Annotated in this window: 15 protein-coding genes; 5 read left to right on the top strand and 10 right to left on the bottom strand. The window is 69.2% G+C overall.

Going from position 1 to position 19,150, the window contains the following annotated elements; all coding sequences use genetic code 11:
- Positions 1-10: 10 nt before the first annotated feature.
- Together FURADRAFT_RS01895 and FURADRAFT_RS01890 are read left to right on the top strand one after the other, a co-directional pair.
- Positions 11-1,396 carry an efflux transporter outer membrane subunit gene (locus tag FURADRAFT_RS01895; protein WP_008952406.1) on the top strand — a complete coding sequence of 462 codons (1,386 nt, stop codon included), beginning with the start codon at positions 11-13 and terminating at the stop codon, positions 1,394-1,396.
- A 68-nt stretch (positions 1,397-1,464) separates the two neighbouring features.
- The gene (locus tag FURADRAFT_RS01890; protein WP_150104983.1) at positions 1,465-1,989 is read left to right on the top strand and encodes a cell division protein FtsI; all 525 of its coding nucleotides are present in this window, start codon (positions 1,465-1,467) and stop codon (positions 1,987-1,989) included.
- Positions 1,990-2,149: 160 nt separating this feature from the next.
- Here the strand turns inward: FURADRAFT_RS01890 and FURADRAFT_RS01885 are convergent, their stop codons facing one another.
- Positions 2,150-2,833 carry a flagellar basal body L-ring protein FlgH gene (locus tag FURADRAFT_RS01885; RefSeq protein ID WP_008952404.1) on the bottom strand — a complete coding sequence of 228 codons (684 nt, stop codon included), beginning with the start codon at positions 2,831-2,833 and terminating at the stop codon, positions 2,150-2,152.
- A gap of 234 nt (positions 2,834-3,067) precedes the next feature.
- Between FURADRAFT_RS01885 and FURADRAFT_RS01880 the strand changes: the two genes are divergently transcribed.
- On the top strand, positions 3,068-3,754 hold the full coding sequence (locus FURADRAFT_RS01880; protein ID WP_008952403.1) for a response regulator transcription factor: 687 nt from the start codon (positions 3,068-3,070) through the stop codon (positions 3,752-3,754).
- 170 nt (positions 3,755-3,924) lie between these two features.
- Here FURADRAFT_RS01880 and FURADRAFT_RS01875 read toward each other — a convergent pair whose 3' ends face one another.
- From FURADRAFT_RS01875 to FURADRAFT_RS01850, 6 genes are all read right to left on the bottom strand, one after another.
- On the bottom strand, positions 3,925-6,786 hold the full coding sequence (locus FURADRAFT_RS01875) for an EAL domain-containing protein (protein ID WP_008952402.1): 2,862 nt from the start codon (positions 6,784-6,786) through the stop codon (positions 3,925-3,927).
- Positions 6,787-7,185: 399 nt separating this feature from the next.
- Positions 7,186-7,893 carry a TerC family protein gene (locus tag FURADRAFT_RS01870; RefSeq protein ID WP_008952401.1) on the bottom strand — a complete coding sequence of 236 codons (708 nt, stop codon included), beginning with the start codon at positions 7,891-7,893 and terminating at the stop codon, positions 7,186-7,188.
- A 37-nt stretch (positions 7,894-7,930) separates the two neighbouring features.
- A complete protein-coding gene (locus FURADRAFT_RS01865; RefSeq protein WP_008952400.1) occupies positions 7,931-8,974 on the bottom strand; it encodes an AbrB family transcriptional regulator in 1,044 nt (347 codons plus the stop codon).
- 58 nt (positions 8,975-9,032) lie between these two features.
- Positions 9,033-10,553, bottom strand: a complete 1,521-nt coding sequence (locus FURADRAFT_RS01860) for a tripartite tricarboxylate transporter permease (RefSeq protein WP_008952399.1) — start codon at positions 10,551-10,553, stop codon at positions 9,033-9,035.
- 12 nt (positions 10,554-10,565) lie between these two features.
- Positions 10,566-10,997 (bottom strand): tripartite tricarboxylate transporter TctB family protein, encoded by a 432-nt coding sequence (locus FURADRAFT_RS01855; protein WP_008952398.1) that lies wholly within the window; start codon positions 10,995-10,997, stop codon positions 10,566-10,568.
- Positions 10,998-11,206: 209 nt separating this feature from the next.
- Positions 11,207-12,190 (bottom strand): Bug family tripartite tricarboxylate transporter substrate binding protein, encoded by a 984-nt coding sequence (locus tag FURADRAFT_RS01850; protein ID WP_008952397.1) that lies wholly within the window; start codon positions 12,188-12,190, stop codon positions 11,207-11,209.
- 204 nt (positions 12,191-12,394) lie between these two features.
- Here FURADRAFT_RS01850 and FURADRAFT_RS01845 point away from each other — a divergent pair, with 204 nt between their 5' ends.
- Both FURADRAFT_RS01845 and FURADRAFT_RS21285 read left to right on the top strand, forming a co-directional pair.
- On the top strand, positions 12,395-13,078 hold the full coding sequence (locus FURADRAFT_RS01845; RefSeq protein ID WP_008952396.1) for a response regulator: 684 nt from the start codon (positions 12,395-12,397) through the stop codon (positions 13,076-13,078).
- Positions 13,059-14,561, top strand: coding sequence for a sensor histidine kinase (locus FURADRAFT_RS21285; RefSeq protein WP_008952395.1), 1,503 nt, complete (start codon positions 13,059-13,061; stop codon positions 14,559-14,561). The genes FURADRAFT_RS01845 and FURADRAFT_RS21285 overlap by 20 nt, the downstream gene beginning before the upstream one ends.
- Positions 14,562-14,800: 239 nt before the next feature.
- Here the strand turns inward: FURADRAFT_RS21285 and FURADRAFT_RS01835 are convergent, their stop codons facing one another.
- The 3 genes from FURADRAFT_RS01835 to pap all read right to left on the bottom strand — a co-directional run bounded on the left by FURADRAFT_RS01835 (position 14,801) and on the right by pap (position 19,140).
- Complete coding sequence (locus tag FURADRAFT_RS01835) at positions 14,801-15,658, bottom strand: NUDIX hydrolase (RefSeq protein ID WP_008952394.1); 858 nt, start codon at positions 15,656-15,658, stop codon at positions 14,801-14,803.
- Positions 15,659-15,876: 218 nt separating this feature from the next.
- The gene (gene recD / locus FURADRAFT_RS01830; protein ID WP_008952393.1) at positions 15,877-17,580 is read right to left on the bottom strand and encodes an exodeoxyribonuclease V subunit alpha; all 1,704 of its coding nucleotides are present in this window, start codon (positions 17,578-17,580) and stop codon (positions 15,877-15,879) included.
- 6 nt (positions 17,581-17,586) lie between these two features.
- Positions 17,587-19,140, bottom strand: a complete 1,554-nt coding sequence (gene pap, locus FURADRAFT_RS01825) for a polyphosphate:AMP phosphotransferase (protein WP_008952392.1) — start codon at positions 19,138-19,140, stop codon at positions 17,587-17,589.
- Positions 19,141-19,150 lie beyond the last annotated feature (10 nt).

Genomic DNA, 19,150 nt, shown 5'->3' with positions numbered 1-19,150 from the left:
GGATATGACGATGAAACCCCTGCTGGCCGCCGTACTGCTCGGCCTCGCGCTGAGCGGCTGCGCCGCCCTGAACGATACCCCCTACAGCACGCCCCGACTGAAACTGCCCTCGGCGTGGGAACACGCCCAAGCCGGCAGCGCCGCCACGGCGTCTTCGGCCAACCTCGAGCGCTGGTGGCAGCGCTTCGGCGACGCCGAGCTCGACACCCTGATCGAGCTGATGCTGGAGCGCAACAACGACCTCGCCGCCGCCACGCTGAAGGTGCGCCGCGCCCGGCTCGCCGCCGACCTCGCCGACGACGCGCTCAGCCCCAGCCTCGCGGCCAGCGCCGACAGCAGCGCCAGTCACTCGCTGAAGCACGGCGGCACCACGCAAAGCCACGCCGTCAGCGCCAGCGTCAGCTACGAGCTCGACCTGTGGGGCAAGCTCGCCCACCAGCGCGACGCCAAGGTCTGGGAGGCCAAGGCCACCGAACAGGACAAGCAAAGCACGCGGCTGTCGCTGATCGGCACCACCGCCACACTGTACTGGAAGATCGGCTACCTCAAGCAGCGCCTCGCGCTGAGCCAGGACAGCATCGCCTATGCCGAGCGGACGCGGCAGCTGGTGCGGGCGCAGAAAGCCGCCGGCGCCGCCTCGCAGCTCGACCTGCTCAACGCCGAACAGACCCTGGCGAGCCAGCAGGCCAGCCACACCGAACTCATGCAGCAACTGGCCGAGGCGCGCAACGCGCTGTCGCTGCTGTTCGACGACCCGCCGGGCAGCCGCTTCCAGGAGCTGGAACGCTTGCCAGAGCACGCCCTGCCCGCGATCGCCGCCGGCGTGCCGGCCCAGTTGCTCGCGCGCCGTCCCGACCTCGCCGCCGCCGAGCTGCGCCTGCGCGCAACGCTAGCCAGCGGCGACGCCACGCGCGCCAGCTACTACCCCGACATCAGCCTGACCGGCAGCCTGGGTTCGAGCAGCACGACGCTGTCCCAGGCGCTGAGCAACCCGGTCGCCACGCTGGGCGCCGGGCTGACGCTGCCCTTCCTGCAATGGCGCGCAATGCAGCTCAATAGCAAGGTGTCCGAGGCCGAGTACCAGCAGGCCGTGGTCGAATTCCGCCAGACCCTGTACCAGGCGCTGGCCGATGTCGAAAACGCGCTGTCGGCGCGCCGCCAGTACCAGGCGCAGGGGGAAAAGCTGGAAGCCTCGCTCTCCGCCGCGAGCCAGGCGGAACGGCTGTACGAGGTGCGCTACCGCGCCGGCGCCGCCGCGCTCAAGGACTGGCTGGAAGCCCAGGAAACGCGCCGCCAAGCCGACATCGCGCTGCTGCAGAACCGCTACAACCAGCTGGCCAACCAGGTCACCGTGTACCAGGCGCTGGGCGGCGGCGTGGCGGGTAAAGATGGGTAAATGGGGACCGGGCGGGCGCTGTCCGCCGCTATCATGACCGTCGCGTTCATCCGTCACAGGTAGTGCCCGTGGTGTACAAATCCGCCCTTGCCATGCTGTCCCTGCTGGCCTTGCCGGGTTGCGTCGTGATGCAGCCCGACCCGACCCTGGAAGCGATCAAGCTGATCAGCGTCGCCATCACCGGCGTCGCCTCGATGACTCCCGGCCCGACGCAGAACACCATTCTCCACCCCCACGCCCCGGTCAAGAACCTCTGCATCGAGTGGAACCGCGGCGTGGCGCTGCCCGACTTCGTGCCGGCGCTGCAGAGCGAACTGCAGCGCCACGCCATCGAAAGCCGGGTGTACGAGGCCGGCATGCAGCCCTCCGGCTGCGGCGCCGAACTCGCCTACACCGCCTTCCTGCAGTGGGAAAAGCGCTCCTTCGGCGACGACTACGCGCCGTACCTGAGCTACGCCGCGCTGACGCTGCGCCAGAACGGCACGGTACTGGCCAGCGCCAACTACGAGATGGGGGTAATGGGCTACGACAAGTGGACGCCGACGCGCAAGAAGCTCGCCCCGCTGGTGGATGCCGTGCTGGCGGGCAACTGACACGACCGGCCCGGCGCTTAGAACCGGTTTACGATCTCGCGAGCCAGAGCGAGGCAAGGCAAAAACGGCTGAGGAAGCGGAATTTACACGGGGTAAATGAGCATTCCGAAGACGTTTTTAACACGGTATCGCCGACGCGCAGCAGATCGGAAACAGGTTCTTACCAGAACGACAAGGTATCCACCAGGAACTGCTGCATCCAGCTGCGGCTGTTGCTGTCGGCCACCAGGCCGCGCCCGCCCAGCTCGAAGCGGGCGTCGGCGACATTGTCGGACGACACCAGGTTGCCGGCCTTGATGTCGTTCGGACTCACCACCCCGGAAAAGCGCAGCGTGTTCGAGTTGCCGTGCTGGGCAATGCTCTTCTCGCCGGCCACCACCAGGTTGCCGTTGGGCAGGATGTTGATCACCGAGGCCGCCAGCTTGCCCTTCAGCACGTTGCTGTTGGTGTTCTCCCCCTTGCCGCTGAAGCTGTCGCTGCCCGAGGCGTCGACGTCGATGTCGAAGATCCACTTCAACAGGCCGGTCATCGACGAGCCGGCACCCGGCCCCGCCACCTTCAGCGCGTTCTTGCGGCTGCCGCTGGTACCCGACTTGTTGCTGCCGGACAGGCTCTCGGCAATCTCGATCTTGACGATGTCGCCGATGTAACGCGCGCTCTGCTGCTCGAACAGCAGGTGCGCGCTGCCGGCGCGGAAAATCCCGCCCTGGTTGCGATTTTCCAGGTTGGCCAGCGCGTAGCCGGGCCGCACCGTGGTCGGCCCGCTGACCGCGGTAGGAGAAACGCTGCTGCATGCACCGAGCAGGCACGCCAGCGCCGTGCCGCCCATCACTCGCCGGAACATCGGACTATCACCTCGCAGAAAGGGGTTGAGCTGTACAGGGCGAAGGCGTGGCCGGCAGCCGCCGGCCACGCCTCGCGACAGGGCATGCTGGGGCAAACGACGGTTAACGGGCGTTAACCGAAGGCAAAGTCCGGTAAAGATTTTTGACTTGGGTAAATCCAGGTAAAGCTGCGTGGTGCCACCGCAAGCGGCTGCTATGATCGTGCCCTCCCCGCGCCCCAGAGACCCTCGCCCATGACCCACGTGCTGCTTGTCGACGACGATATCGAGTTGAGCGCCATGCTCGCCGATTATCTGGGGCAGGAGGGGTTCCGGGTCAGCCGCGCCGCGGACGGCGAAAGCGGCCTGCGTGAAGCGCTGTCCGGGCGCTACGCCATCGTGGTGCTCGACGTCATGATGCCGCGCCTGAACGGCATCGAGGTGCTGCGCCGCCTGCGCCAGCACAGCCAGGTGCCGGTATTGATGCTCACCGCGCGCGGCGACGACATCGACTGCATCATGGGGCTGGAGCTGGGCGCCGACGACTACGTCACCAAGCCCTGCGCCATGCGCACCCTGGTGGCGCGGCTCAAGGCGCTGCTGCGGCGTGCCCCGTCTACGGCAGCGCCCACCGTGTGTGGCCCGCTCGCGGCGGGCCCGCTCACGCTGTGGCCGACGCGCCGCCACGCCGAATGCGACGGCCGGGCGCTGGAGATGACCGGCACCGAGTTCAACCTGCTGGAAGTGCTGGTGCGCCACGCCGGGCGCATCGTCAGCAAGCACGAACTGTCGCAGCAGGCGCTGCGCCGGCCGCTGGCACGCTTCGACCGCAGCATCGACGTGCACGTCTGCAGCATCCGCCAGAAACTGCCGCCGCGCCCCGACAGCCTGTCGTGGATCCAGACCGTGCGCGGCATGGGCTACCTGTTCCTGGCGGAGTGAGCGCCGGCCCCTCCCCGGCCCCGCCCATTCACCCCGGATACGCGAAACGCGCCGCGCGGCGGAACAGCTCGCCCGGCTCCGGCCCTGCTGGCCCACGCGCCCCGGCGCATAGCCGGCCATCTCCTTGAGCGGGCCCGCCCGGAGGCCTTCATCGCGCCGGCCGGATCGCCTCACACGTGCTGCTGCGGGCAACCCGGCTGGCCGCCGGCGGGCGCCAAGGACGGCACGACGTCGTGCGCGGTGGCGGGAAAGTGCTGGGCGAGCACCTCGGCCAGCGGCAGCGGTCTGGCCACGCCGTAGCCCTGGGCGTAATCGACCCCCATGCGTTTGAGCGCCTCCAGGATGCCCGGGTGTTCGGCGAACTCGGCGATGGTCTGCTTGCCCATGACGTGGCCGATGTGGTTGATCACCTCGACCATGGCGTGGTCGACGGGGTCGTCCAGCATGTCCTTGACGAAGCCGCCGTCGATCTTCAGGAAATCCACCGGCAGGTGCTTGAGGTAGCCGAACGACGACATGCCGGCGCCGAAATCGTCGAGCGAGAAGCGGCAGCCCAGCTGGCGCAGTTCGCGCATGAATTCGGTGGCGCAGGCCAGGTTGGCGATGGCGCTGGTCTCGGTCACCTCGAAACACAGATGCGCCGGATCGATGCCGCTGCCGGCGAGCTCGGCGCGCAGGAAACCGAGAAAATCGTCGTCGCACAGCGAGGCGCCGGAAAGGTTGATGGCACAGGTCCACTCGCTGCCCGGCGAGGTCCGCGCCGCCAGCATGGCCAGCGCCGTGCTCACCACCCAGCGATCGATGGTCGCCATCAGGTTGTAGCGTTCGGCGGCCGGGATGAAGGCGCTCGGCGGCACCAGCATGCCGTACTCGTCGAGCAGCCGCAGCAGCAGCTCGAAATGCGGTGCGGCCGAGCCCTCGCCGAGCGGGGCGATGGTCTGCGCGTAGAGGCGGAAACGATCGTCTTCCAGCGCGCGGTGCAAGCGTTGCACCCACTCCATTTCGCCGTAGCGGACGGTCAGTTCGGCGTCGTCCGCGGCGTACAGCTGCGCCCGGTTGCGCCCCTTTTCCTTGGCCATGTAGCAGGCCACGTCGGCGGCGCGCATCACCTCCTTGAGCGTGGTCGGCACCCCGGAAATGTGCACCACTCCGATGCTGGCGCTGATCGCGAACGGCTGGCCATTCCAGCTGAAGTGCAGGTCGCACACGGTCTGACGCAGCTTCTCGGCGACCGGCAGCGCCGCTTCGGGCGGACAGTTCTGCAACAGCACGCCGAATTCATCGCCGCCCAGGCGCGCCAGGGTATCGCCCTCGCGCAGCTGCTGGGACAAGAGCACGCACACCTGGCGCAGCAGCTCGTCACCGGCGGCATGGCCGCAGGTGTCGTTGACCACCTTGAACTGGTCGAGGTCGAGGTACATCAGCACGTGGTACTGCTGGCGCCCGACGGTGGCCTCCAGCAGCCGCGTCAGGCGGCGCTCGAATTCGTGGCGGTTGGTGAGCCCGGTGAGGGCGTCGTGGCTGGCCTGCCAGGACAGGCTTTCGATATACAGGCGTTCGCGCGTCATGTCGTGGAACACCAGCACCTTGCCGGACACCCCGCCCTGGCTGTCGAAGATCGGGGCGCTCACCATGCACACCGAGACGCGCGAGCCGTCGTGCCGCTCCAGCAGCAGGTTGCGCCCGGCGCCGGGCGGCGCCACCTCGTTGAGCAGCGGCTCGAGACGGACCGGCCGCTCCGGCGACAGCCCCTCCTCGAGCAGGCAGCACAAGGCACCCAGGCGACGGCCATGCGCCTGCGCCAGCGGGTGGCCGATCAGTTGCTCGGCCACCGGATTGAGGTAGTCGACCTGGCCGCCGCCGTCGAGGGTAATCACGGCGTCGCCGATTGAGGCCAGGGTGACCTGGGCGCGCTCCTGCTCGGCGTGCAGGGCGCCTTCGGCCAACTTGCGGTCGGTGATGTCGAAGATCGAGCCCGACATGCGCACCGCCCGCCCGGCGGCGTCGCGCAGGGCCTGGCCGCGCGCCCGGAACCAGCGATAGCCGCCGTTGCGGGTGCGCAGGCGGTACTCGACGTCGTAGCCGCCCTCGCCCGCCAGGTGCCGCTCCAGGCTGTCGCGCGTCGGCACCGTGTCGTCCGGGTGCAGATGCGCCCAGAACGCGCCGATGGAGTCTTCCAGCTCATGCTCGGCCAGGCCCAGCATGGCTTTGAAGCGCGGCGAATAATAGACGCTGCCTTCGGCGATGTTCCAGTCCCAGATGCCGTAGTCGCTGCCATTAACCGCGAGGGCGAGGCGCTCCTCGCTCTCCCCCAGAGCCTGTTCGAACAGCTCGCTCTGGCGGATCAGCTGGCGCGTGCGCAGCAAGGCGAACAGGATCAGGACGGTGGCGGCGACCAGGTTGACGGCGGCAAGCAGGCGCTGGATGACGCGTCCGCCTTCCGCCAGCACGTTGGAAAAGGCGTTCTCCAGCGGCGTGACTTCCCGGTTGATCTCCTGGATCTGGAGCTTGAGTTCACCGGCTTGCGCCGGGCTCAGGGTGCCGTTCGCCATGCCCTGACGCAAGCGCTGGGCTACCTGATCGAGCTCGCCCAGCAGGCGATCGCCCTCGGTCCAGTAGGCGATGGCCTGATCGAGATAGCTGACGCGGCGAAAGCGCAGGAACAGCCAGATCAGCTCGGGGATGTCGTCCGGGTCGTTGGCCCCCTGCAGAAACCCCACGGCGGCGGCTGCTGTGTCAGGATCGGGACGATCCAGCGCCTGGCGCGCCTTGCTGTCGGCCAGCGGCACGCGGATGGCGTCGCGGTATTGTTGGTAGGCCAGCTCGGAACCGGTCTCGGCGTAGCGCTCGAGATAATAGACCGCATCCTTCTGGCCCTTCGACCACAGGCTCTCGCCGGCGACGTAGGCGCGTACCGCCGACAGCACGTTCTGGCTCAACCCGCCTAGCAGCACCAAAAGCACCACGGCCACGACGAATGGCCAGGCGAAACTCAGCAGGCGGCGGTTGGTACTGACGCGGGGTGGTTGCATGCCAGTTTTCCAGGGTGGATGGAGAAAAAGCGCTGCCGGCGAAAGCAATCGGGGGAAGGCGTGCAAAACGGCTTGGAACCCGTCTCAGCAGCGTGCCATGCAGCGCCCTTATTGGCCTGTACGCCGGAGATCCGCACCTGCGCGCATGAAGAATCCGGTCGTCATCGTCAGATATCCTGCCACAGCGTCAATGCCATTCAAACGGGAATTTCCATGGCATGCCGCCATGAAGAAGATATAGTCACTTCCAACCAAAATGCATAGCCGGCGACATGGCCGCACCGGTGGGATGGCACGCATGGTGCCTTGTCCGAGCGCGCTCGCCGCGAGGAGCACGCGCCCGGCGGGATGGGAAACGGCCGCCGCCCCGTGGCGGTGCGGCGGCAGCGGCGTGTGGAATCAGCCGCTCTCGCCGGCCGGGACGGCAGACAGCCCCTGTTGGCGGCGCGCCAACCAGGTGCCGGTGAGCATCACCAGCACCGCGCCAGCCAGCCCGCCCGCCTGATGCGACCAGAGCGGCAGGTGACGCGTCCAGCCCGACAGGGCCGTATCCCCCAGCAGCATCGAACCACCGATCCAGCCCAGCAGGCCGCCGCCTAGCGTGATCACCAGCGGGAAGCGGTCCATCAGCTTGAGCACGAACTGGCTGCCCCAGACGATGATCGGAATGCTGATGGCGATGCCGAACGCCACCAGCCCGAGATGGCCGTTGGCCGCGCCGGCCACCGCGATGACGTTGTCGAAGCTCATCACCGCGTCGGCCACGACGATGGTCTTGATGGCGCCCAACAGATGCGTGCTGCCGGCGATGTCGTGCTCATCGTCGTCCGGCAGCAGCAGTTTCACCCCGATCCACAGCAGCAGCAGCGCGCCGCCGAGCTTGAGGAAAGGCAGCGCCAGCAACTGCAGCGCGAAGGCGATCAGCACGATGCGCAGCACGATGGCACCGGCCACGCCCCACAGAATGCCCTGGCGGCGCTGCGCTTCCGGCAGCTTGCGGCAGGCCAGCGCGATCACCACCGCGTTGTCGCCGCCGAGCAGAATGTCGATGGCGACGATCTGCAGCAGGGCCAGCCAGAACGCGCCATCAGAGAGTAATTCGAGCATTGCTATCCATCCTAAATAAACGTTGAAATACCTATCGCTAGCGCCGGGCCAGGCGGACCGCCAGATACCGGTAGAGCGGATCGGTGAGCAGCACCACGCACAGCATGCGGCACACCTGGAACGCCGTGACCACCGGCACCCCCAGCTGCAGCGCATGGGCGGTGAGGCACATCTCGGCGATGCCGCCGGGCGTGGTGCCCAGCATCACCGTGGCCGGGTTCAGCCCGGCGAGCCAGGCCAGCGCCCCGCCGAAGGCGGCTGCCGCCAGCATCAGCACGCCGCTGCTGGCAGCCACCGCGGCGAGGAAACGTGGCGCCACGCGGAAGAAACCCGGGGAAAAACGGCTGCCGAGCGAACAGCCGATCAAGAGCTGGGCCAGCGGGCTGGCCCAGGGCGGCAGGGCCGACAGTTCGATGCCGGAAGCGGTCAGCAAGACCGTCACCAGCAAGGGGCCGATCATCCATGGATTGGGCTGACGCAAACGCGACCACACCCATCCGGCGGCGAGCCCGAGGGCGCCCAGCAGCAGCAGGCCGGGGTAGTGCAGCGTGCGCCCGGCGGCGTGGTAGAGATCCGCCCCGTGCACCCCGCTCAGCGTGAACAGCGCCGGGATCAGCGTCACCACCAGCAGCATGCGCAGGCTGTGCGCCGCCGCCACCATGTCGACGCGCACGCCGTGGCGCTCGGCCAGGTTGGCCATCTCGGAGGCCCCACCCGGCATCGAGGCGAAGAACGCCGAGCCATGGTCGAGCCCGCTCCAGCGCTGCAGCAGCAGGGCGCCCAGCCCGGCCAGCACGAAGGCGAACAGCGCCGCCGGCAGCAGGTAGGGCAACAGCCCGCCCAACAGCCGCACCACCTCGGGGGTGAAGTACAGCCCGAGCGCGCTGCCGATCGCCCATTGCCCCGCCGCCCGCCCCCAGCGCGGCCCCTGCAGCGACAGCCCGGCGAGACGCCCGCCGGCGGTCGCCAACAGCGGCCCCACCAGCCACGGCAAGGGCAGCTGCAGCGCCCTGAGCAGCCAGGCGGCCAGCAGCGCCAGCAGCAGCGTGGCGAGAACGGGGCGCATTCTATCGGTATTCATGGCGGCGCGAAGAAGAAGTAAAAAAAGCGCCGCCTCTTTCGGGGCGGCGCAAGGGGAGTTACACCGTGGAAACCGCGATGGCTTGGGCCGACTTGCGCCGGCGGCGCAGGCGCAGCAAGGGCGGCACCACCAGCATGGCGCCGGCCATCAGCCACAGCCCCAGGGAAATCGGGCTCTCCCACAGGATGTGCAGGTCGCCGTTGGAGATCGACAGCGCGCGGCGCAGGTTCTGCTCCAGCATCTCGCCCAGCACGAAGCCCAGGATCAGCGCCGACATCGGGAAGCTCATCTTGCGCAAGAGGTAGCCGAACACCCCCAGCAGCGCCATCATCACCAGGTCGAAGGTGGTGCTGTGCACCGCGTACACCCCCACCGTGCTGATCGCGGCGATGCCCGGCACCAGGAGGAACAGCGGCACCGACAGCATGCGCGTGAACACGCCCACCAGCGGAATGTTCATGATCAGGAGCAGGATGTTGCCGACGAACAGCGAGGCGATCAGGCCCCACACGATGTCCGGCTGCTGGGTGAACAGCATCGGGCCCGGGGTGATGTTGTACAGCGTCAAGGCACCCATCATCACCGCGGTGGTACCCGATCCCGGCACGCCGAGGGTCAGCATCGGCACGAAGGAGCCGCAGGCCGAGGCGTTATTGGCCGCCTCCGGCGCCGCCACGCCGCGGATGTCGCCGTTGCCGAAGGTGCCTTCCTTGTCGTGCAGGCGCTTGGCGGTCATGTAGGTCACCGCGCTGGCGATGGTGGCACCGGCGCCCGGCAGCACGCCGATGACGAAGCCGATCACCGAGGAGTACAGCGTGCACCACCAGGTTTCGACCATCTCGCGCAGGTTGAACATCATGCGTCCGGTCTGCTTGATCACCGTCTCGCCGGTATGGGTCTGCTCCAGCATCAGCAGGATCTCGCTCACCGAGAAGAAGCCGATCACCACCACGATGAACTGGATGCCGTCGGCGAGGTGGATGTCGTCGAAGGTGAAGCGGTACACGCCGGAGTTGGCGTCCACCCCCACCGTGGCCATGAACAGGCCGATCAGCGCCGCCAGGATGGTCTTCACCGGCTTGTCGCCGACCATGCCGCCCAAGCAGGCGATGGCGAAGATCATCAGCGCGAAGTACTCGGCCGGGCCGAACGCCAGCGACCAGCCCGCCAGGAGCGGCGCGAACAGCACCAGGCCGACGATGGCCACCACCGAGCCCACGAACGAGCTCCAGGCCGAGATCGACAGCGCCACGCCGGCCTTGCCCTGCTTGGCCATCGGGTTGCCGTCCATCGCGGTCATGATGGCGCCGGCGTCGCCCGGCACGTTGAGCAGGATCGACGAGATGCGCCCGCCGTACTCGCAGCCCATGTACACCGCGGCGAGCAGGATCAGCGCGGTTTCCGGCGGCAGCTTGAGGGCGAACGCCAGCGGCAGCAGGATGGCCACGCCGTTGATCGGGCCCAAGCCCGGCAGCATGCCGACGATGGTGCCGATGAACGAGCCGATCAGCGCCACCAGCAGGTTGCCCGGCTTCATTGCCACGGCGAAGCCTTGGCCGAGAAATCCCAGGGTATCCATAGAGTTGTCCCCTCAGCCCAGCAGGAGGCCGCCAGGCAGCGGCACGTCCAGCAGGCGGTCAAAGAAATAGAACAGCGCCACGCCCATCACCACGCCGCCGACGGCGCAGTGCAGCCACTTGCCGTCGAACAGGCGGCCGATGGCGACGGTCAACAGCGCGGTGGCCACGGCGAAGCCGGCCGACTCGAAGATCAGCGCGTACAGCAGCACCGCGACGATCATCACCGCCACCTTCTTGAGCAGGGCGCCGCGCGGCCAGTCCACCGCCTCGCCCGGCTTGAACAGCAGCCAGGCCGAGCACACGGCCATCAGCGCGAGAATCAGCAGCGGATAGGCGCGCGGGCCGACCGGCTCGTAGGCGAACTCGGTGCTGATGCCCCAGCCCACCGCCGCCATGCCGGCGCACAGCAGCAACCAGAGCACGGCAAAAATGCGATCGCTCATAGTCCAGGTCCTTCCAATCCAGAAAAGCCGGAGCGGGCCAGCCGGCCGCTCCCGCCATGAGGTGAGAGCCGCCTGCCGTCGGCGCGCGTCAGCCACGCGCTCGGCCCGCGCCGGGACGCGGGAGCCCGAGCACCCGCACGGGGCGGCCCGACTCCGGGTGCACCCGGCGCGCGCACGACGCGGCGACGAGGGACGACGACAGGGGGGAATTACTTGATCAGGCCGAACTCGCCGGCCAGGGCCTGGTAGTCCTTGACCGACTTCTTGACGTAGGCGTCCAGTTCCTTGCCGGTCATGCTGAACGGATAGAGATCGCGGTTTTGGCGCAGCTTGGCGAATTCCGGGCTGGCCATGACTTTCTTGAACGACTTTTCCCAGAAGGCGTAGTCGGCGTCGGACACTTTCGGGCCGACGTAGAAGCCGCGGATGATCGGCCAGGAGATGTCGTAGCCCTGCTCCTTGGCGGTCGGGATCGAGCCCAGGTCGCCCGGCAGGCGCTTGTCGGCCAGCACCGCCAGCACGCGGATCTTGCCCGCCTGCAGTTGCGGCGCGGCTTCGCCGATGTCGCCCGAAACCGCCTGCACGTGGCCGCCCAGCAAGGCGGTGAAGGTCTCGCCGCCGCCTTCGAAGGCGACGTAGCGCATCTGCTTGAAGTCGACCCCGGCCTTCTTCGCCACCAGCGCCGACTTCATCCAGTCCTGGCTGCCCACGGTGCCGCCGGCGCCGAACACCACCTGCGACGGATTGGCCTTGAGCGCCGCCATCAGGTCCTTCAGGGTCTTGTAGGGGGAGTCGGCGCGCACCGCGATCATGCCGTAGTCGGTGCCGATGCCGGCCAGCCAGCGCACGTCGTTGACGTTGTACTTGCCGAACTTGCCCTGCGCCAGGTTGAGCAGCGAGCCGCCGGAGAACGCCACGATGGCGTTGGCGTCGTCGGCGCGCTGCGCCACGATGGCGTTGTAGGCCACCGCCCCCACCCCGCCCGGCATGTACACCACGCGCATCGGGTTCTGCAGCGCCTTGCTGTCCATCAGCGCCGACTGCGCCAGCTTGCAGGTCAGGTCGAAACCGCCGCCGGGCTTGGCCGGGGCGATGCATTCGGGACGGGCCGGCTCGGCCAGGGCGGCGAAGGACGCCAGCGCCAGGGTGGCGCCAGCGCCGAGCAGGGCGATGCGATGAGCTAAACGGGTCATTGTTGCAGTCTCCTCTAATAATTGTGGCTTGACAGCGGGGCGGCGCGAGGCAACCCTTGTCAACGGCTTTTCCCGTCCGGAGTCAGGCCGGCCGGAAGCCAGATTCAAGCCTGTTGGGGGGCTTGGTGGGGCGATACTAGTCGCGCTTGCTTTCATCAACCTTTCACCCACTTTCCCGACAGATCCGACTGTCGTAAAAAAACCATGCGCATCCTGCTTGTAGAAGACCAGGCCGATCTCGCGCGCTGGCTGGCGCGCGCGCTCACCGCCTCCGGCTACGTCGTCGACGTCATCCATGACGGCCTGAACGCCGACACCGCCTTGCAAACCGAACCCTACGACCTCGTGGTGCTCGACCTCAACCTGCCGCGCCTGTCCGGCAAGGACGTGCTGGTGCGCCTCAGGGCGCGTCACCAGACGCTGCCGGTGCTGATCCTGACCGCGCACGGCGAGCTCTCCGACAAGGTGGAGGGACTGGAACTGGGCGCCGACGACTACCTGGTGAAACCGTTCGAACTGGTGGAGCTGGAGGCGCGCCTCAAGGCGCTGCTGCGTCGCCACCAGGGACACGACAACGAGCCGCTCCGCTGCGGCGCGCTGGTGTTCGACAAGCAGGAGCGGCTGTTCCGGCTGGGCACGGAGCGGCTCGTCCTGACGCGGCGCGAGCACGCGGTGCTGGAGGCGCTGATGCGCCGCGCCGGCCAGCCGGTGAACCGCGAGCGCCTGTTCAGCCAGGTGTTCTCGCTCGACGACGAGGTCAACCCGGAGGCGATCGAGATCTACATCCACCGCCTGCGCAAGAAGCTGGAGGGCAGCGACGTCGCCATCACCACGCTGCGCGGCCTGGGCTACCTGCTGGAAGAGCGCCATGGCGCGCGTCCGGCGTGAGGCCCACGGCGGCGTGATGCGCCGGACGCGCTGGCTGCCGGCGCGGCGCAGCCTGCTCGGGCAGTTCCTGCTGTGGCTGCTGCTGCCGCTGGTGGTGCTGTGGGCGGTGAACGTCGCGCTCGATTACCGCAGCGGACGCGAGGCCGCCAATATCGCCTACGACCGCACCCTGCTCGCCTCGGCGCGCATCATCGCCGACCAGCTCGAGGTGCACGACGGCAAGGTCGCCGTGACGGTGCCCTACGTCGCGCTCGATACCTTCGAATACGACAACCGCGGGCGGCTCTACTACCGCGTCAGCGGCCTCTCCGGCGAGTACCTGTCGGGCTACGACGACCTGCCCGACATGCCGGCCGGCACCCCGCGCTCCGACCTCTACCCGGCGCTGGTGCACTTCCACGACGCCGTCTACCGCGCCCAGCCGATCCGCGTCGCCACGCTGTTCCAGCCGGTCAACGAGGGCGGCCTGCAAGGCATGGTGAAGATCCAGGTGGCGGAGACGCTGGAGGCGCGCGAGGCGATCGCCGGCATGGTGCTGCGCCAGACGCTGTGGGGCCAGGGGCTGCTGGTGTTCAGCGCGGTGGGCTTCGTGGCGCTGGCGCTGGTCAACATGCTGCGCCCGCTGCGCCGCCTGAGCCGCGAGGTGGCGGCGCGCGAGCCGGCCGACCTGAGCCCGCTGCCGCTGGACGAGGTGCACCGCGAGATCGTGCCGCTGGTGGCGGCGATCAACCAGCACACCGGGCGCCTGGAACAGCTGCTGGCGCGCCAGCAGCGCTTCGCCGCCGACGCCTCGCACCAGCTGCGCACGCCGCTCGCGGTGCTCACTACCCAGGCCGAGCACGCGCTGCGCGAGAACGACCCGGCGCTGCTGCGCGAGTGCCTGGAGGACATGCGCCGCACCCTGGGCCACACCACCCGGCTCACCAACCAGCTGTTGCTGCTGGCCCGCCTCGACGCCGCCAGCGACCCCGCCGGCACGGCGCGGCACGACGACCCGGTGGCGCTGACGAGGTTGGCCGAAAGGGTGTGCGTGGCACGCCTCAAGGAGGCGCGCGGCAAGGGGCTCGATCTCGGCCTGGAGCGGGAGCCGCCCGATCTCGACGCCATCCTGCCCGGCAACGAGGTGCTGCTGGAAGAGCTGCTGGCCAACCTGGTCGACAACGCCATCCGCCACACCCCGGAGGGCGGCACCGTGACGCTGCGGCTGCGTCAGGAAACCCGCCCGGGCAGCCGCCGCACCCGGCTCGTGCTGGAGGTGGAGGATTCCGGCCCCGGCATCCCGGCGGCGCAGCGCCAGGTCGTGTTCGAGCGCTTCCACCAGCTGCCGGACGCCGCGCCCGGCGGCAGCGGGCTGGGGCTCGCCATCGTGCGCGACATCTGCCGCGCCCACCGCGCCGGCATCGAACTGGCCGGCAGCCCGCACCTGTCCGGCCTGCTGGTGCGGATCAGCTTTCCGTGGCGGAAGCCGGTGCGTCCGGCCTGAGTTTGTGTCCGTGCGGCGGACGGTGTTGGCGAACGCTGCCGCCCGCCGAGCAGGTCGGGGACGACGACGATAAGCGCAGGAGGGGTGAGGCGCAGCGCCCCCATCGACGCCGGGGGGCGGCACGGATTGGGCAAGGCGGCGCCGCGTTGTGCAGGAAACGTGCCGCCACCGATCCTGCGCAGTGAACGCAAAAAAGGCAGGCTCACGAGCCTGCCTGTCGGGTCGAAACGCGCGGGGAATCAGAGCGGATAGCGCAGTTCGGCCAGCGCTGCCTCGACGCGGGCGCTCTGCTCGCCCCAGTAGCCCAGCCGGCTCAGGCAGTCGATGGTCACCAGCGCGGCGTCGATCATGAAGCGCTGGTCGACGATCAGCTGCTCCACCTCGGCGAGATCGAGCAGCACATGCTCGGCCACCTCGCCGTCCTGGTTACAGGGGATTTCGCCTTCGTTCAGCCACAGGTCGAAGGTGTACAGCCATTCGCGGTGCAGGCCGCGCTGCACCGGGCGCTCGGCCAGGAGACAGGTGGCGGGACGCAGCAGTTCCAGGCGGTCGGCCGGGATGCCGGCCTCTTCCCAGCCCTCGCGCTCCAGCGCCAGCGCGATCGACTCGCCGGCGGCAATGCCGCCGCCCATCAGGTTGTCCATGCGGTTGGGGTCGACCGCCTTGTCCGGGCTGCGCCGGCCGATCCACATGCGCAGCGTGCCGTCGGCGCCTCGCACCAGGCCGTTGAGATGGACCGCGCGGCTGGTGAGGCCGAGCGGGCGGAAGGCGGCGCGCTCCAGTTCGAACAGCGGGGTGCCGTCGAGGCGGAACGCGGTGAAGTTCTCGTTGCGCCAGCCGTTGAGCCAGCCGGCCTGCTGCCAGCGCTGCGCCGCGGCGGCGAGTTCGCGGCTGAAGTGGGCGTAGTCGCCCGCCAGGGTACAGGACAGGCCGCGCTCGCTGGCGACGAACAGCGCCGCCTCGCTGGCGAGCAGGCGTTCGCACCAGGCGGCGTTGACGCTGCCCAGCACCTCGCCGTCGATGGCGAGTTCGGTAAAGGCCGATCGGTCGTAGCGGGTGACGCCGGACAGGTAGTCCAGCACGGCTTCCACTTGCATGGGTCCTCCATGACGCTGTTATGGTCGAAACAGCCCGCCATGTTACGGAAGTTTCAAGCAGTTGGCTCGGATTTCTGCACGGTTCGACGCGTAGCGACGCCGACCCGATACACCGGACCCTCCCCTTGCCGCATCGCCACCTGCAGGGCGTGCGTCTCAGGAGGACGCGCGCCCGTTACGACCGCACCATGGCGCCCCCTCCTCCGCCGGCTCCGGCCTCAGCCCTCGGCGAGGCGCTCGGCCAAGCCGGAGGCGCGCTCGGGCGCGCGCTCCAGCGCGGCGCTCCACACCGCGGCGCTGCCCTGCACCGCGAACTCGCGGCGCGCGCGCGTGATCGCGGTGTAGACCAGGGCGCGGTTGAGGTTGGCCGAAGCCGCCTCGGGCAGCGCCAGCCAGACGCGCTCGAACTCCGAACCCTGACTCTTGTGCACGGTCATGGCGAACACCGTCTGGTGCGCCGGCAGCCGCCCCGGCGCGATCTCGCGCCAGCCGCCGTCGGCGCTGGGAAAAGCCACGCGCAGGCCGTCGGCGCGCTGCACCGTGAAGCCGATGTCGCCGTTGAACAGGCCGATGCCGTAGTCATTCTCGGTGATCATCAGCGGCCGGCCGGGATAGTTGTCGCGCTCCGGCGACTTGCGCCCGGCGGCTTCCAGCCGCGCCTCGACGGCGCGGTTGCAGGCGTCGACCTGGCGCCGCTCCGCCGCCAGCACCATGAAGCGGCCGAACTCGCGTTGCAGCTCGGACGGCGCGGCGCCGGCGGCGACCGCGGCGAAGTAGCCCTGGCGCGCCTGCCACAGCCCCTCGGCCAGATCGCCGGGCTGCCAGGCAACGTCGGGACAGGCGGCGTCGTCGAGCACGGCGAGCGCCCGGGCGGCGTCGCCGGCATTGACCGCGCGCGCCAGCGCGCCGATGCCGCTGTCGGCGGCGAAGCGGTGGCTGTGCGTCAGCAGCACCACGCTGTCGGCCAGCGCGTGCGGCACGGTGGCGAGCCCTTCCGGCAGCACGCCGCACGCCTGGGCGAGCCAGACCAGCGTGTCCGGGCGGTAGCTCACCGTCTGGCACAGCTCGCCCAGCACCGCGCCGGGGTCGACCGAGGCGAGCTGGTCGCGGTCGCCCAGCAGGATCAATCGCGCGTGCGGCGGCAGCGCGTCGAGCGTCTTGGCCATCAGCGCGAGGTCGATCATCGACGCCTCGTCCACCACCAGCACGTCGAGCGGCAAGGGATGGCCGGCGTGGTGGCGCGGCGTGGCGAGCCCGGGGCGCAGGCCCAGCAGGCGGTGCAGCGTCTGCGCGCTGTCGGGCAACTGGCGCCGCACCGCGCCGTCGAGCGCGAGCTGCGCGCTGGCCCCCTGCACCGATTCGGTCAGGCGCGCCGCCGCCTTGCCGGTGGGGGCCGCCATCGCCATCGCCAGCGGGCGCGGCGACAGTTCGGCCAGCGCCGCCAAGAGGCGCACCACGGTGGTGGTCTTGCCGGTGCCGGGGCCGCCGGAGATCACCACCAGGCGTTGCCGCAGCGCCAGCGCCGCGGCCAGCTTCTGGCGGTCCGGCTGCGCCGGGTCGGCGGCCGGGAACAGCCGCGCCAGCACGGCGGCGAGGCGCGCCGCGTCGACGTCGAAGGGTGCCGCCGCGAGCGCGGCGAGACGGCGCGCCAGGCGCTCCTCGTCGTGCCAGTGGCGCGCGAAATAGAGCCGGCCGGCCGCATCGAGGATCAGCGGCGCGTAGTCGCCGGGCCGCCCCACCAGCGGCGAGGCCGGCAGGCGGGCGGCGCGCGCGCCCAACGGCAGGCAGACGTGGCCGGCCTGGTTGGCGGCGGCGAGCTGCTCCACCAGCGCCGCCAGCTCGGCGCCGGCGGCGGGGTCGAGCCGGGCGAACAGCGGCAGCAGCTGGGCGGCAAGCGGATTGTCGGGCGGAGTCGGGGTCATGGGGCGTCAGTCGTGCTCGGGTTTGTCGTTGCCGTTCTTGTGCTCGCCGTTCTTGCCGCCGCCCTTGCCCTGCTTGCCGTTTTCCAGACGCGCTTCCAGCGCGTCGCACACGGTACGCAGCACCTTCAGGCGGGCGAAGTACTTGTTGTTGGCCTCCACCAGCGTCCACGGCGCCTGGCTGGTGCTGGTGTGGTCGATCATGTCGCACACCGCGCGCTTGTAGTCGTCCCAGCGCTGGCGGTTGCGCCAGTCCTCGTCGGTGATCTTGAAGCGCTTGAAGCCGGTTTCCTCGCGCGCCTGGAAGCGCTTGAGCTGCTCCTCCGGGCTGATGGCGAGCCAGAACTTGAGCACGATGGCGCCGTTTTCGGCCAACTGGTGCTCGAAGTCGTTGATCTCGTAGTAGGCGCGCATCCAGTCGGCTTCGGCGGCGAAGCCCTCGACCCGTTCCACCAGCACGCGACCGTACCAGCTGCGGTCGAAGATGGTGCTGCGGCCCTTGCCCGGCACGTGGCGCCAGAAACGCCACAGCCAGGGCTGGGCGCGTTCTTCCTCGGTGGGCGCGGCCACCGGCACCACGCGGTAGCGGCGCGCGTCGAGCGCCTGGGTGATGCGGCGGATGCTGCCGCCCTTGCCCGCCGCGTCGTTGCCCTCGAACACCAGCACCAACGAGTGGTGGGCAAAGCGCGGATGGCGCGTCAGGCGGTTGAGGCGGCCCTGCAGCTCTTCCAGCTTCACCAGGTACTCGTCCTTGGACAGCGCCTGGTCGAGCGCCAGCGTCTCCAACAGCAGCTTGTTGTCGAGCGGCGGCACGATCGGCGCGCTCTCGCTGCGCGCCAGGTAGGGGTGGTCGAGCTGCAGGCGCTGGCGCAGCGCGGCCAGTAGCACCTGGCCCACGGTGAGGCTGCGGTAATTGGCATCCTGGCCGTCGATCATCACCCACGGCGCGTAGGCGGTGTTGGACAGCCGGATCATGTGCTCGGCGCTCTTCCTGATCTCCGCGTACTGCTCGTAGTGCTGCCAGTCGCCGGGGCTGACGCGCCAGGCGGTGGCCGGGTCTTTCTCCAGCGTCTTCAGCCGCTTCTTCTGCTGCTCGCGCGTCAGGTGGAACCAGAACTTGATGATCAGCGTGCCGTCGTTGGCGAGCATGTGCTCGAGGCGCTGCACCTCGGAGATCTGGCGGTCGAAGCGGTCCTTGCTGCTGTTGCCGTCGAGATAGTCGAACATCGCGTCCGAGTAGTAGGAGCCGAAGAAGATGCCGAGCCGCCCCTTGGGCGGCAGCTCGCGCCAGTAACGCCACATCCACGGCCGCGCGCGCGCCTCGTCGTTGGGCTGGTCGAAGGCCACGGTGTCGATCAGGCGCGGATCGAGCCACTCGTTGAGCAGGTTGAGCGTCTCGCCGCGCCCGGCGCCGTCGATGCCGTGGATCAGCACCAGCACCGGGAAGTCGCCCTTTTCCTTGAGTTCGTACTGCACGTCGAGCAGCGCCTCGCGCAGGGCCGGCAGCGCCGCCTTGTAGCTGTCCTTGTCGATGCTGTGGCCGATTTCCGCCGATTCGAACATGTGATGGTTT

Source organism: Pseudogulbenkiania ferrooxidans 2002 (assembly GCF_000174355.1).
In the GTDB taxonomy this organism is placed as follows: Bacteria; Pseudomonadota; Gammaproteobacteria; order Burkholderiales; family Chromobacteriaceae; genus Pseudogulbenkiania; species Pseudogulbenkiania ferrooxidans.
The sequence above is the reverse complement of the archived record's forward strand: the minus strand, read 5'-3'. Positions and strand labels throughout refer to the sequence as shown.